This window comes from Mangrovimonas sp. ST2L15 (assembly GCF_001280515.1).
Classification (GTDB): Bacteria; Bacteroidota; Bacteroidia; order Flavobacteriales; family Flavobacteriaceae; genus Mangrovimonas; species Mangrovimonas futianensis.
Map to the genome: position 1 here is coordinate 70,313 of NZ_LBIQ01000019.1, position 13,908 is coordinate 84,220.

Annotated in this window: 15 protein-coding genes; 11 read left to right on the forward strand and 4 right to left on the reverse strand. The window is 36.5% G+C overall.

All coding sequences use genetic code 11. The annotated features are described in order from the left end of the window. Window positions 1-20: 20 nt before the first annotated feature. A complete protein-coding gene (gene rocD / locus ZA07_RS01990) occupies window positions 21-1,265 on the reverse strand; it encodes an ornithine--oxo-acid transaminase (protein ID WP_053970059.1) in 1,245 nt (414 codons plus the stop codon). Between the two features lie 168 nt (window positions 1,266-1,433). Between rocD and rlmD the strand changes: the two genes are divergently transcribed. The 3 genes from rlmD to ZA07_RS02005 are packed head-to-tail and all read left to right on the forward strand — an operon-like array spanning window position 1,434 to window position 4,142. After that, window positions 1,434-2,846 (forward strand): 23S rRNA (uracil(1939)-C(5))-methyltransferase RlmD, encoded by a 1,413-nt coding sequence (gene rlmD, locus ZA07_RS01995; protein ID WP_053970060.1) that lies wholly within the window; start codon window positions 1,434-1,436, stop codon window positions 2,844-2,846. 2 nt (window positions 2,847-2,848) lie between these two features. Further along, complete coding sequence (locus ZA07_RS02000; protein WP_053970061.1) at window positions 2,849-3,388, forward strand: DUF6452 family protein; 540 nt, start codon at window positions 2,849-2,851, stop codon at window positions 3,386-3,388. Beyond that, window positions 3,369-4,142 carry a DUF6048 family protein gene (locus ZA07_RS02005; RefSeq protein ID WP_053970062.1) on the forward strand — a complete coding sequence of 258 codons (774 nt, stop codon included), beginning with the start codon at window positions 3,369-3,371 and terminating at the stop codon, window positions 4,140-4,142. The genes ZA07_RS02000 and ZA07_RS02005 overlap by 20 nt, the downstream gene beginning before the upstream one ends. Window positions 4,143-4,265: 123 nt before the next feature. On the opposite strand, the gene ZA07_RS02010 is transcribed toward ZA07_RS02005, so the two are convergent. Further along, a complete protein-coding gene (locus ZA07_RS02010) occupies window positions 4,266-5,423 on the reverse strand; it encodes a class I SAM-dependent RNA methyltransferase (protein WP_053970063.1) in 1,158 nt (385 codons plus the stop codon). Window positions 5,424-5,601: 178 nt separating this feature from the next. Between ZA07_RS02010 and ZA07_RS02015 the strand changes: the two genes are divergently transcribed. Genes ZA07_RS02015 through ZA07_RS02025 form a run of 3 tightly spaced genes read left to right on the forward strand, consistent with a single transcriptional unit; the run spans window position 5,602 to window position 7,432 of the window. After that, window positions 5,602-6,333, forward strand: coding sequence for a bifunctional 2-polyprenyl-6-hydroxyphenol methylase/3-demethylubiquinol 3-O-methyltransferase UbiG (locus tag ZA07_RS02015; protein WP_053970064.1), 732 nt, complete (start codon window positions 5,602-5,604; stop codon window positions 6,331-6,333). Continuing rightward, a complete protein-coding gene (locus ZA07_RS02020) occupies window positions 6,330-7,004 on the forward strand; it encodes a ZIP family metal transporter (RefSeq protein WP_053970065.1) in 675 nt (224 codons plus the stop codon). The genes ZA07_RS02015 and ZA07_RS02020 overlap by 4 nt, the downstream gene beginning before the upstream one ends. Beyond that, the gene (locus ZA07_RS02025; RefSeq protein ID WP_053970066.1) at window positions 7,004-7,432 is read left to right on the forward strand and encodes a DUF4268 domain-containing protein; all 429 of its coding nucleotides are present in this window, start codon (window positions 7,004-7,006) and stop codon (window positions 7,430-7,432) included. Before ZA07_RS02020 ends, ZA07_RS02025 begins: the two co-directional genes overlap by 1 nt. Here the strand turns inward: ZA07_RS02025 and ZA07_RS02030 are convergent. Both ZA07_RS02030 and ZA07_RS02035 read right to left on the reverse strand, forming a co-directional pair. Further along, entirely contained in the window at window positions 7,429-8,055 is a 627-nt protein-coding gene (locus ZA07_RS02030) for a hemolysin III family protein (protein WP_053970067.1), read from the reverse strand. The two genes, ZA07_RS02025 and ZA07_RS02030, sit on opposite strands and share 4 nt — an antisense overlap. 2 nt (window positions 8,056-8,057) lie before the next feature. Continuing rightward, window positions 8,058-8,732: a DUF4294 domain-containing protein gene (locus tag ZA07_RS02035; RefSeq protein ID WP_053970131.1), complete on the reverse strand. Its 675-nt coding sequence runs from the start codon at window positions 8,730-8,732 to the stop codon at window positions 8,058-8,060. A gap of 113 nt (window positions 8,733-8,845) precedes the next feature. Here ZA07_RS02035 and ZA07_RS02040 point away from each other — a divergent pair, with 113 nt between their 5' ends. The 5 genes from ZA07_RS02040 to ZA07_RS02060 are packed head-to-tail and all read left to right on the forward strand — an operon-like array spanning window position 8,846 to window position 13,880. Beyond that, on the forward strand, window positions 8,846-9,934 hold the full coding sequence (locus tag ZA07_RS02040; protein ID WP_053970068.1) for a M42 family metallopeptidase: 1,089 nt from the start codon (window positions 8,846-8,848) through the stop codon (window positions 9,932-9,934). Between the two features lie 52 nt (window positions 9,935-9,986). Then, window positions 9,987-10,547: an NUDIX domain-containing protein gene (locus tag ZA07_RS02045; protein WP_053970069.1), complete on the forward strand. Its 561-nt coding sequence runs from the start codon at window positions 9,987-9,989 to the stop codon at window positions 10,545-10,547. After that, on the forward strand, window positions 10,544-11,227 hold the full coding sequence (locus tag ZA07_RS02050; protein ID WP_231628612.1) for a PrsW family intramembrane metalloprotease: 684 nt from the start codon (window positions 10,544-10,546) through the stop codon (window positions 11,225-11,227). Before ZA07_RS02045 ends, ZA07_RS02050 begins: the two co-directional genes overlap by 4 nt. 59 nt (window positions 11,228-11,286) lie before the next feature. Continuing rightward, entirely contained in the window at window positions 11,287-13,215 is a 1,929-nt protein-coding gene (locus ZA07_RS02055; RefSeq protein ID WP_053970070.1) for a DUF294 nucleotidyltransferase-like domain-containing protein, read from the forward strand. After that, entirely contained in the window at window positions 13,215-13,880 is a 666-nt protein-coding gene (locus ZA07_RS02060; RefSeq protein ID WP_053970071.1) for a PolC-type DNA polymerase III, read from the forward strand. The genes ZA07_RS02055 and ZA07_RS02060 overlap by 1 nt, the downstream gene beginning before the upstream one ends. Window positions 13,881-13,908: the final 28 nt, after the last annotated feature.

Below are 13,908 nucleotides of genomic sequence, written 5' to 3' on the forward strand. Positions count from 1 at the left end.
ACCCGAGGGTCGCTTTTCAATTAAGATTCAAATTTTTTAAGAGTTTCAATAATAATACTAACGCAATCCAATAATTGCTCTTCCGTCATAACTAACGGAGGTGCAAAACGAATAATATTACCATGGGTAGGTTTAGCCAGAAGTCCGTTATCACGAAGTTTCAAACAAATGTTCCATGCTGTCTCGCTTTCCTCATCATCATTGATGACAATTGCGTTTAACAACCCTTTACCTCTAACCAAATTCACAATTTGACTGGTTTGAATGTATTTGTCTAATTCACTTCTGAACAAATCACCCAAGCGTTCAGCATTCTCTGCCAATTGTTCATCCTGAACAACTTCCAAGGCAGCCATGGCTACAGCAGCAGCCAAAGGATTCCCTCCAAAAGTACTTCCGTGAGTTCCCGGCTTAATTACTTTCATAACGTCATCATTAGCCAAAACAGCACTCACAGGATAGACACCACCGCTCATAGCTTTCCCCAAAATCAAGATATCTGGGGTAACATTCTCATGATTTACAGCCAATAATTTCCCAGTACGGGCAACTCCTGTCTGCACCTCATCAGCTATAAACAAAACACCATATGCTTCACAAAGAGCTTTAGCTTTACTTAAATAACCTTCTGATGGTACATAAACGCCTGCTTCACCTTGAATAGGTTCTACCAAAAATCCAGCAACCTTAGGATTTGACTTTAAAGTTTCTTCTAGTGCTTCCAGATTATCATAATCTATTTTGATAAATCCGTCCGTATAAGGTCCAAAGTTTTTTCTAGCTACAGGGTCGTTTGAAAAGGATATAATCGTTGTGGTACGTCCGTGAAAATTGTTTTTACAAACTACAATTTCTGCTTCATTCTCAGCAATACCCTTAACCTCATAAGCCCATTTTCTACATATTTTAAGGGCCGTTTCAACAGCTTCGGCACCGGTATTCATCGGTAATAATTTATCAAAACCGAAATAATTGCAAGCAAACTCTTCATAACGTCCTAACATGTCATTATAGAAAGCCCTTGAAGTTAAGGTTAGCTTCTGTGCTTGCTCGGTTAAAGCTCCTACAATACGTGGGTGACAATGCCCCTGATTTACGGCCGAATAGGCACTTAAAAAATCATAATACTTTTTACCTTCTACGTCCCAAACATATACCCCTTCTCCTCTACTTAATACTACAGGTAGCGGATGGTAATTGTGGGCGCCGTATTGGTCTTCTAATGCTATCGCTTGTTGCGAAGTCAATTGGTCTAAAACAGCCATTTTAATAAAATTTTAGTATGAAAAAAATAACCATTCCTTCTCTACCTTTATTCCTTCGAAGTTTCGAAAATTCAGCGTGGGAGAGAAATCATCCCTAAGAGGTTCGCAAATTAAGGAATCTTGAATGATTTTTAGAGAAAATCCTATCAATTATTCTATTTTTGCCCCATGGCCAGAAAAAACAAAAGACACATATTTACTGAAGTTGAAGTAATTGATGCAGGAGCCAAAGGTAAGGCTGTCGCTAAAGCTTCAGACGGAAAGGTGATTTTCCTTTCAAATGCGGTTCCCGGTGATGTGGTAGACATCCAAACTTTTAAAAAACGTCGTGCCTATTACGAGGGTAAGGCCATCCATTTTCATAAATATTCGCCTAAACGCACCGAACCCGTTTGTGAGCATTTTGGTGTTTGTGGCGGTTGTAAATGGCAAAACATGGATTACCAATACCAACTGGAATTCAAACAAAATGAGGTGGAAAACAACCTCAAAAGAATCGGTCATCTCGAATTACCCGAAACTACCAAAATATTAGGCTCTAAGGACGTCTATTTTTATAGAAATAAAATGGAATTTTCATTCAGTGATAGTCGCTGGCTAACTGAAAAAGAAATCAATTCTGAAAAGGATTTTGACAATAAAAATGCTTTAGGTTTTCATATCCCAGGTATGTGGGACAAGATTTTGGATATCAAAAAATGTTGGCTTCAAGAAGATCCCTCCAATGATATAAGAAACAGTATCAAATCCTTTGCAACTGAGCATGGATTGGAATTTTTCAATACTCGAAACCAAACCGGACTGCTTAGAACATTAATGATCAGAACTTCTTCCATAGGAGAAATTATGGTGCTTGTTCAATTCTTTGAGGACCAAAAAGAACAAAGAGAAGCATTGCTAAACCATATAGCAGCAAGCTTTCCACAGATTACATCATTGCTCTATGTGATAAACCAAAAAGCTAACGACACCCTTTACGATCAAAAAGTCATTTGCTACCAAGGTAGAGATCATATTTTTGAGGAAATGGAAGGGCTACGGTTTAAAATTAATGCAAAATCCTTTTACCAAACCAATTCCAATCAGGCCTACGAGCTTTATAAAGTAACCCGAGACTTTGCACAACTAACGGGAGAAGAATTGGTTTATGATTTATACACAGGAACCGGAACTATTGCTCAGTTTGTAGCTAAACAAGCTAAAAAAGTTATTGGTGTTGAAGCGGTACCAGATGCTATAACTGCAGCTAAAGCCAATGCACAATTTAACGGCATAGAAAACGTTGACTTTTTTGTTGGCGATATGAAGGAGGTATTCAACGCCCAATTTTTTAAAACCCATGGCAAGCCTGATGTCATCATAACCGATCCTCCTAGAGACGGGATGCACAAAGATGTGGTTGCCCAAATTTTAAAAATAGCACCCAAACGCGTCGTGTATGTAAGTTGCAACAGTGCTACACAGGCAAGAGATTTGGCTCTTATGGCTGAAGATTATAAAGTGATCAAGGTACAACCAGTAGATATGTTTCCTCAAACACATCACGTTGAAAATGTCGTACTTTTAGAACGAATAAAATAACTATGAAAAAACTCTTTTTACTTCTTCTTTTGATGGTGGTTTCGTCTAATTGCGAGCGAGATGACATCTGTGATGAAGGCAAAGTAACTACTCCAAGGCTTTATATAGGTTTTTACGATATCGATTTGATCAACTCCGATACGCCAAAAAATGTTGTTGGGTTGCGCGTTCAAGGTATTGGCAATGATGATTATTTGGCAACCTATTCAGGAAGTAGTCCACTAAACGAAATTTACCTTCCCTTGAAAACCACAGAGGATCAAACGCAATATAGTTTGATCAGGGATTACTCGGTAAATGATAATGATACACCTGATGACCCTAGTGATGATTTCATTGAGGGAAATGAAGACATTATTACTATTTCCTACCAAAGAGAAACAGAATATGTTTCAAGGGCTTGTGGCTATAAAACCAATTTTGCCTTTTTGACTGTAACCCCTGTAAGCGATGGGGATAACTGGATACAAGCCATCCAATATGCCGAGGACAATATGACAATAGAAAACGAACAAGACATTCATGTTAAGATATATCACTAATATTTTTTGTATTGCTTTAGCTTCATTTTCAATGTTTGCGCAAAATGACAGTCTAGTCGGACAACAAGTTCAAGGAAATGTTTTGATTGTCGAGGAGCCCAAATCTGATTCGCTTAAGATAAAAGAAACTTATGGGTTGCGATTGGGAGTTGATGTAAGCAAGTTTATAAGACCATTTGTTGAGGATGACTACACTGGTTTTGAGGTTATGGGAGATTACCGACTTACCAGAAAATGGTACTTGGCAGGAGAAATAGGCGCTGAAGACAAGCGTACCCAAGACAATGATTATTTAGATGTCACGACTCAAGGGACCTATTTTAAAGCTGGAGCCGACTGGAATGCCTACGAGAATTGGTATGGCATGGAAAACATGATTTACCTTGGCTTTCGTGTTGGAGCTAGTTCATTTAGACAAACGCTACATTCTTATGGGGTGTATTCCACAGATCAATATTGGCAACCTCAATTTACCAATAATGAAGAACAAGAGTTCAAGGGACTTTCTGCTATTTGGGGAGAAGTTATTGCAGGACTTAAAGTAGAAGTGTTTAATAACATCTATATGGGCGTCAATGTACAATTCAAATATCTGGTTACCCAAGATGAGCCATCTGGTTTTGAAAACCTATACATTCCGGGATATCAGCGTACTTATGACAGTAGTAACTTCGGGTTTGGTTTTGGGTACAACGTATCGTATCTCATACCTTTCTTTAAAAAAGACAAAAAGAAAGTAGCCGAAGAGGAATAGTTGTATATTATCGGGAACATTTTGCGTCGAGATACATGCTCAAGCTTCCCATTCTGGATTGCCAAATTACCATGATAATTTACAACTAAGAACCGAATTGCAGTCTTTTAACTTAAAGAATGATTAATCTTGGTATTTTGCCTTTTTACTGCCCTCGTAGATTTCATATTTCACCAATTTCGACTCCAGTTTGGCATTAAAAACCTTAATCTTTCTTGATGGTCTTAACCCAACATGTTTTAAAGCATCTAAGTTGGAGGTTATGAACCAAGCTTCTGTACCAGGATAACTTTGTTTAAGGGTATCACCAATATTCTTGTAGAAATTTTCCATGTCGATATCCAAACGTTCTCCATAAGGCGGATTAAAAACCATATGAAGTTTTCCATCCATAGGTTTTTCAGTTTTGAAAAAATCTTGGTGTTCAATGGTTATAAACTCATCCAGATGGGCATTTTTAATATTATCGATAGCCTTTCTAACTGCTGAAGGCGATTTATCATACCCAATCATTTTATGGTGAAAATCTCTTGTTTTCTTTAATAAGGACTCTTCAATCATTTCAAACAAATCAACATCCCAATCCTGCCAACGTTCAAAAGCAAATTCCTTACGCATTAAATTTGGGGGAATGTTACAAGCAATCATAGCCGCTTCTGCCAACATGGTTCCACTTCCACACATGGGGTCCATAAAATTGGATTGTCCATCCCAACCAGACATCATAATCAGTCCAGCAGCCAAAACTTCATTGATGGGTGCAATGTTAGTAGCTGTTTTATATCCTCTTCTATGTAACGATTCCCCGGAAGAATCTAAAGAAATGGTACAAAGGTTTCTGTCAATATGAACATTAATTTTTAAATCAGGGAATCTTAAATCGATATTGGGTCTATCCCCAGATTGGTTTCTAAATCGATCCACAATAGCATCTTTGGTTTTAAGCGCTATAAATTTGGAATGCGTAAAAACTTTAGAGTGTACTGTTGCATCAATAGCCAAAGTTCCCGTCGGCTTTAAATAGCGTTCCCAGGGCATTTTATATACCGCATCATAAAGATCCTGTTCACTTCTTATGTGAAATGTCTTTAGGGGTTTTAATATTTTGATAGCGGTTCTAAGCGCCAAGTTCGCCTTATACATAAAGCCCTTGTCCCCTACAAAGCTTACATTCCTCACACCCTTCTCAATATCCATCGCTCCTAACTGCAGTAACTCTTTGGCTAGTAAATCTTCAAAACCAAATAAGGTTTTGGCCACCATTTTAAAATTATTATCCATATTGGGTTTTTAATTGCTAGCAAAAATACCATATTTTTGTGGCTTAGTTAATCTTTTTTAGTCGGGTTAAGGATTGAACACTTGTTGGAGCTTTTTTTTGGCGGAATTTCTGCCTAAAAAAGCGACTTGTGAAAGCCTGATTCAAAATTCTTTAGAATTTTGAAAACCCCATTATACTATGGCAGAACATACACAACAATGGTACGCTTCTTGGTTTGACACCCCATTCTACCACATACTCTATAAAGATAGGGATCATCATGAGGCTCAGCTTTTTATGGATAATCTTACCGGATACCTTAATTTACCGGAGCAAGCAGATATTTTGGATTTGGCCTGCGGACGTGGAAGGCATTCAGTGTATTTGAATAATTTAGGATATCAAGTAACGGGAATTGACTTATCTGAAAAAAGTATTGCTTATGCCAAACAGTTTGAAACGGACTCTTTGAAGTTTGAAGTTCATGATATGTGTGACCCTTATCCTAAAAAATTTGATGCTGTTTTTAATTTATTTACAAGCTTTGGGTATTTTGATCAGGAAGAGGACAATCTTAAAACCATCAAAGCCATCAAGCAAGATTTAAACGACTATGGTTTTGGTGTGATTGATTTCATGAATGTTTCTTTTGTTGCAAATCATTTAATTACTGAAGACAAAAAAACGGTTAATGGTATTGATTTTTATCTAAAAAGATATGTCAAGGACGGACATATTTTCAAAGACATTGAATTTGAATTTGAAAATAAGAACTACCATTTCCAGGAACGCGTCAAGGCCCTTACACTAAAGGATTTTGAAGCCCTATTTGAAGAAGCTGGTTGTTATTTATTGGATGTTTTTGGTGATTATAAACTAAGAAAGTACTATGAAGCTAGCTCTGAACGACTAATCATGATATTTAAATGATAGAATATTTTTTACCCATTTTGGCCGTTTTTATGGGCGTAGGTATTGTATTGGCTACCAATCATAAAAAAACAACATTCTCAAAATTATTGTTGTCTTTTAGTGGTGCCTTTTTATTGGCTGTCACTTTGTTCAACTTGTTACCCGAGGTTTATGAGCATTTAGATAAGGTCGTGGTAGGAACTTGTATTATGGGAGGGATTTTGATTCAGATCATTTTAGAATTTTTCTCAAAAGGTGCCGAACATGGACATATCCACCTACATGGTGATCATCACCAATTTCCATGGATGCTCTTTTTAAGTTTGTGTTTGCATAGCTTTTTGGAAGGCTTTCCCATTCACCATCATGAAACCATGGTCTATGGGGTATTTATCCATAAAATACCTATCGCCATGTTGATTACAACCTTTTTGTTGCATGCAGAATACAGTCGTTTCCAAATTATTATTTTTCTAAGTGTTTTTGCCGTCATGACACCTCTTGGAACCCTTGTATCATATAGTGGTTTGATTCCTCTTGGAGCCATCAATTATATTAATGCCCTAGTGATTGGTATCTTCCTTCATATCTCAACGACTATTTTGTTTGAAAGCAATCAAGGCCATTCTTTTAATCTTACTAAATTGTTATCCATTATCTTTGGATTTGCTATAGCTTATTTTGTGTAATGTTCAGTAAAGAAGAATCCAGATATTTAAGAGAAACCTTTTGGACCAGTTTTGGAAAGTCCTTCCCTAGAAAATGGATTTTGTACAATACCAAAATTAAAGGATTGAGTTTTAAATTCTATTTTGATACCAAATCAGCATTTGTTTCCCTGGATTTGGAAGATGATTTGGAAAACCGAATTGAATGCTGGGAGAAACTAGTCGCTCTAAAGAGTATCTTAACAGAAGATTATCTACCCGATGCCATATATGAAGAGGTCTTTTATCTTGAAAACGGAAAAGAAATATCTCGGATTTATGTTCCTCTGGAAGCTAAAGTTTCGATTCACAATAAAAATACTTGGCAACAGGTGATGGAATTTTTCAATGAAAAAATGACTTTGTTTGAAGCCTTTTTTGAAGAGTATAAAGACGTGATAAAACCTTAAATCGCGTATAACAATATCATGAAGTAATGGCTTATAGCCCCACCCAGAACAAACAAATGCCAAATCACATGGTTGTATGGTATTTTCTCTATGGCATAAAACACGATTCCAACGGTATAAAACAGACCTCCTGAAAATAAAAGCAATAATCCATTATAGCTTAGAGCCTCCGATAAAAAACCATAGTCCAATACAACAAGCCACCCCATAACTAAATATAAAATGAGTGAAATCGCTTCATACTTTCCAGTGAAGAAGATTTTTAAGATGCTCCCGAGAGCCACTATGATCCATTCTATGATAAAAAGAGTCCAGCCTTTACTCGTTTCCAAAGTAATCAAACAAATGGGCGTATAAGTACCTGCAATCAAAAGGTAGATACTTATATGGTCTAAAATGCGATAATAATGCTTTTTGGATTCATGCTGAACGGCATGATACAAAGTTGATGAAGAAAATAAAACAATGAGGGTGATGCCATAAACAATCACACTAAACAAACTATATTCTGTTTTGTGGTTATCAAAAACTATGAGCAATATCAAACCGACTATTCCCAGTAAAGCTCCTATTCCATGAGTATAGGCATTGAACTTTTCTTCTAATGGAGATTGGATACGCATGCTTATTTGGTCGCCTTTTTAACCCATTTATTTGTTAGTTCAAAATAATCAAAATCCAAAGCAGACTCTTGATATTCTAACACCCCATTTTGAAAACTACGTTGCAAAATATCCTCAATATAGTAGTCTTCTTTACTATCTACAGGATTAAACTCTTCCTTCAAAGAAATACTAAACAAATTGGCTGTGCTGTTATACCAAAAGGCTCTCCAACCACTTCGCAAACTCTTTACCAACTCAAACGTCGTTTCTCCTGTTTGCCGATGAATTAGCTTTACTAAAATTTGACCTTCTGTACGGGTAAGGTTTTTTAATTCTTCGGTAAATTCCTCCTCGAGATATTTTTGAATAAGCTTGGTATACTTTCTCTTGTCCTTTTTGGAAGTCATCATTTCCAAGCGTTCATTGAGTGTTTGTAACCTTTCAGAAGCCATTTTGGCATATGGATAGACCTTTATGGTTTTTCTTCTAAGTATCAAATAAGCCCGTCTGTCTTCCCTACTATCAAATTTCAATTTTTGAAGTAAAAGAACTTCCTCCAAATCTATGGCTGTTCTAGGAATGGAATCCCCCTGAATAATAATGTATTCTACCTCCTCAGAATCCTTATCATCAGAAAGTTCTTGGGCGTGTAACCATATTGGTAAAAACAAACAAATTAGGGGCCATTTTTTCATAACTGAAGGTTTATCTAAAACCGTTCCAAACATAGGTAAAATTAAGAATTTACTCTTCCAATCCCCTTAAAAATCTTATAATATTATTATTTTAGTGCAAAACTTAAAACCGTATGGCAAAGAAGCAAGTTCTCAATAAAAAATCATTAGATTTTCTTGAAAAATACTTAAATAATGCCGCTCCTACTGGCTATGAATGGGACGGACAAAAACTGTGGATGGAATACGTAAAACCCTATGTGGATACGTTTATTACTGATACTTACGGCACCGCTGTTGGTGTCATTAATCCAGATGCTAAATACAAAGTCGTGATTGAAGGTCATGCTGATGAAATTTCTTGGTATGTCAATTACATCACAGACAATGGTCTTATCTATGTCATAAGAAATGGCGGAAGTGATCACCAAATTGCCCCAAGTAAAATCGTAAATATTCACACCAAAAAAGGCATTGTAAAAGGTGTTTTTGGTTGGCCTGCTATTCATACTAGGGATAAATCAAAAGAACAAACTCCTAGCCTAGAAAACATCTTTATTGATGTAGGAGCCAAAGATAAAGCAGAGGTGGAAAAAATGGGTGTTCACGTAGGTTGCGTTATCACCTATCCTGATGAATTTCATATCTTAAATGGTGACAAATTTGTTTGTAGAGCCCTTGACAACCGTATGGGTGGTTTTATGATTGCTGAAGTTGCTAGATTACTTCATGAAAATAAAAAGAAATTACCTTTTGGTTTATACATTACCAATTCAGTACAAGAGGAAATTGGTCTACGTGGTGCTGAAATGATTACCCAAACGATTAAACCCAATGTGGCAATTGTTACAGATGTAACCCATGACACCACCACCCCAATGATTGAAAAGAAAAAAGAAGGTCATTTGGAGTTGGGTCTTGGCCCAGTGGTAGCCTATGCTCCTGCTGTTCAGCAAAAATTACGTGATCTAATTACTGATACTGCTGAAGAAAATAAAATTCCTTTTCAACGTTCTGCCCTTTCAAGAGCAACCGGAACAGACACAGATGCCTTTGCATATAGTAATGGCGGAGTTGCTTCTGCCCTAATTTCATTGCCATTAAGGTATATGCATACTACGGTAGAAATGGTACATAAAGAGGATGTAGAAAATGTTATCCGATTGATTTATGAAAGCCTTTTGAAAATAAAGGATGGCGAATCTTTTAGTTACTTTGATTAAATATTAACAAGTCCGCTTTACATTTTCAGAATGCTAAAGCGGCTTTTTTTTTATGACAGACGAATTCATAGATATTGTTACCCAAGATGGCAAGCCTACTGGTAAAAAAGCCCTAAAATCTGAAATCCATGCCAAAGGTTTTTACCACAACACGGCACATGTATGGTTATACAATGAAAATCATGAAATTTTACTACAACAAAGGTCTGTGCAAAAAGTTATTTGTCCAGGTATGTGGGACGTTTCTGTAGCAGGCCATGTAGACGCGGGTGAAACACTCACCGAAGGAGCTGTGCGGGAAACTAAAGAAGAACTTGGGTTGAATCTCCATGAAAGTGACCTAAAAAAAATTGGTGTTTTTGAATGCTTTCAAGCGTATGATAATGGTATAAAGGATAATGAATTTCATCACACTTTTATAGCCAAATTAAACGCAAAACTTCAAGATTTAACTCCGCAAATTGAAGAAGTAGAAGCTTTAAAATTGGTTACTTTTGATGAATTTGAATCGCTTCTTAAAGAAAGCGGGACTAATGATCATTTTGTGCCCACTAATAGAGCTTATTACCAAAAAGTACTTCAAGCTATTAAACAGGAAACAGCCAACTCTTGAGTATTTTAAATTTGATACTAGCTGCATTAGCCCCTGTGGTGGCTATTATCGTCTATATTTATGCCAAAGACAAGCATGAAAAGGAGCCTAGGCGTTTAATGTTTTATACATTTCTATTTGGTGCTTTTCTGAGTATTTTTATTACTACCGTTCTGTATGTGATTTTTGATTATATACTTCCCATAAACAAAGACACGGTACTTCAACAATTTATAAAGGCCTTTTTTATAGTAGGACTTACCGAGGAATTCAGTAAGTATATCATTGTAAGATATTATTCCCAACGTCGATCAGAATTTAATGAGCCATTTGACGGTATTGTCTATGCCGTTATGGTTTCCATGGGCTTTGCCGCTACTGAAAATATCCTGTATGTTTTAGAAGGCGGATATGAAGTGGCCCTCCTGAGAGCTTTCACAGCAATTCCAGCTCATGCCACCTTCGCCGTAATCATGGGCTTCTTTATGGGGCGAGCTAAATTTTCAAAAAATAGAATTAAATGGAACTTAATTGGCTTATTAGGAGCCATTATTTTTCATGGCGCCTATGATTTTTTCCTTTTCATCCACTTTATTCCAGGAATTTGGATTGGTGCTTTTGCCTCTTTAATCCTTGGTCTATTCTTATCCTTAAAAGCGATTAAAATTCATCAAGAAGGTTCTTTTTTTAAAAACACCTAATCCATTTCTTAATAGCCTAGGATTGCTTAAATTAGCATAGATAAATACTTCTTGATACCATGAAGAATACTATTGCTGAACGGATTGCTGACTTTATAAAGCGCTTTCCTCCTTTCGACCTATTAAGAAAACCCCAACTTCAAGAAATTTCGCAACAGGTAAAAATTATCTATTTAGAAAAAGGCGAAACCATATATAAAGAACATGATCCGCCACAAGATCGTTTTTACATCATCCATAAAGGAGCGGTTTCCCTCATGAAAAAAATGGATCAAGACAAAGAGGAAGTGATCGATAAATTTGATGAAGGTGATGTTTTTGGTTTAAGACCCTTGTTTGCTCATGAGAACTATGCCATTACCGCTGTAACCGCCGAAGAATGCATTTTATATGGTATTCCCATTGACATTTTTCAACCAATGGCTTCCAAAAACAAGAACATAGGAAATTATTTGATTGAAAGCTTCGCTTCAAATACCGAAAATCCGTTTACCAAAGAACATCACGTTCAGTTCTTTTCTGATGCTGAAATCATTTTAAATCCAACGGATAACCACTTTGAATTACAACCTGTCAACTATATTAAAAAGATTATTCTTGCCGAACCAAGCTCCAAAATAAGAACCATTGCCAAGACAATGAGTGAAAAAAACATTGGTTCTATTATTATAGCTGATTTGGAAGATAAAATTCCAATAGGGATTGTGACAGATAAAGATCTACGGAATAAAGTGGCCACTGGGCTTCATTCCATCAACGAGCAAGTCACCAAAATCATGAGCAGTCCGGTGTTGTGTTATCCCAAAAACATTACCATCGCCCAAGCCCAAATAACCATGTTAAAACATAAAATTGGGCATTTGTGCATCACACAAGATGGGACACCCAATAGCCGAATAATTGGTTTGGCTTCAGAACACGACCTCATTGTCATGAAAGGGACCAACCCTTCTGTGTTGATGAAAGCCATTAAAAGAAGCAATACCACTAAGGATCTCAAACGAATTAGAGAAAAAATCATGGTGCTTCTTAAGGGCTATATCATGCAAAATATCCCGCTTACCCATACCAGCAAGATTATTTTTGAACTTAATGATGCCACTGTAAAAAGAGTCGTCGAACGCTGCTTGGTGAAGATGAAAGAAGATCCGCCAGTCAATTTTGCTTGGATGTCACTAGGAAGCCAAGGAAGAAAAGAGCAATTACTGCATACCGATCAAGATAATGCCATAGTTTTTGAAAATGTTCCCCCTGAAAAACTGGAAGAAACTCGAGCCTATTTTTTAAAACTGGCAAAAAAAATAAATAAGAGACTCAACACCATTGGTTTTGACTACTGTCCTGCCGATATGATGGCCAAAAACCCTCGATGGTGTCTAAGCTTGGATGAATGGAAAGACCAGTTTAAACATTGGACTACCAATACCGGCAACGACGAGCTGCTTTTATGTAATATCTTTTTTGATTTTGACATTAGTTATGGCGATTCTAGACTAACAAACGAATTGGCAGATCATGTACTTCATATTGTAAAAGATAATACCATTTTCCTATCCAAACTCGCGGCAAATGCGCTTAGCAACGCCTCCCCTTTAGGCTTCTTTAGGCAATTTTTGGTGGAATCTAATGGTGAGCATAAAGATCAATTTGATTTGAAAAAACGAGCATTAATGCCCATAGTGGACGCGGGAAGATTACTAACCTTGAAATTTCAAGTCAAAAATATAAATAATACCGCTGAGCGCTTTGAAAAGTTAGCCGAAATCTTCCCAGAGAATGAGGAACTTTATTTGGGGTGCTCCTATGCCTTTAAAGCCATTTCAAAATTCAGAACCAAACACGGGTTACAAAATAATGACAATGGTCGATTTATTGAATTGGAACATCTGACCAAAGAGGAAAAAATGAAATTAAAACGCTGTTTTAAAACCATTGCTCAGGTTCAAGAATTTATAAAAGTAAGGTTCAATGTAAGCACGCTTCTCTAATGTTTGATTGGTTTAAAAAAAATACAAAAAGATTAAGTCTACCGGAATTCTGGAACCATTATGAAGATTCCTTTAAGGACGATGAGAATCTGACCTTAAAATCGGCTCGTTTTGTAGTGTTAGATACTGAAACAACCGGATTTGATTACCATATTGATCGGGTTTTGTGCATTGGTGCCGTAGATATCATAAGCTATGAAATCCAAGTTGCCAACTCATTTGAAGTTTATATACAGCAGGAGCGCTTTAACGAGAAAACGGTCCCTATACACGGAATCATAAAAAATGAAAGAATCTCAACGCTTACAGAAATTGAAGCCATCGAACGATTTTTAGATTATTTGGGAAATGCGATTATTGTAGCACATCATGCCAAATTTGATGTCACAATGATTAATAACATGCTACAAAGACATGGATTTCCCAAATTAAAGAACAAAGTTCTAGATACCGTCAATCTTTACAGAGAAACCAAAATAAGAACCAATTTCAACCAAAATGAAACCCTTTCCTTAGATCACATTGCCGATAAGTATTTATTAGACGTTTCAGATCGACATACGGCAGCAGGTGACGCACTTCTCACAGCTCTTATTTTCCTTAAAACGACAACCATACTACAAAATAAAAAGGACTGGACATTGAAAGACATGTTAAAGCTATAGTAAATTACCAATAATATGGTTTCTTAGT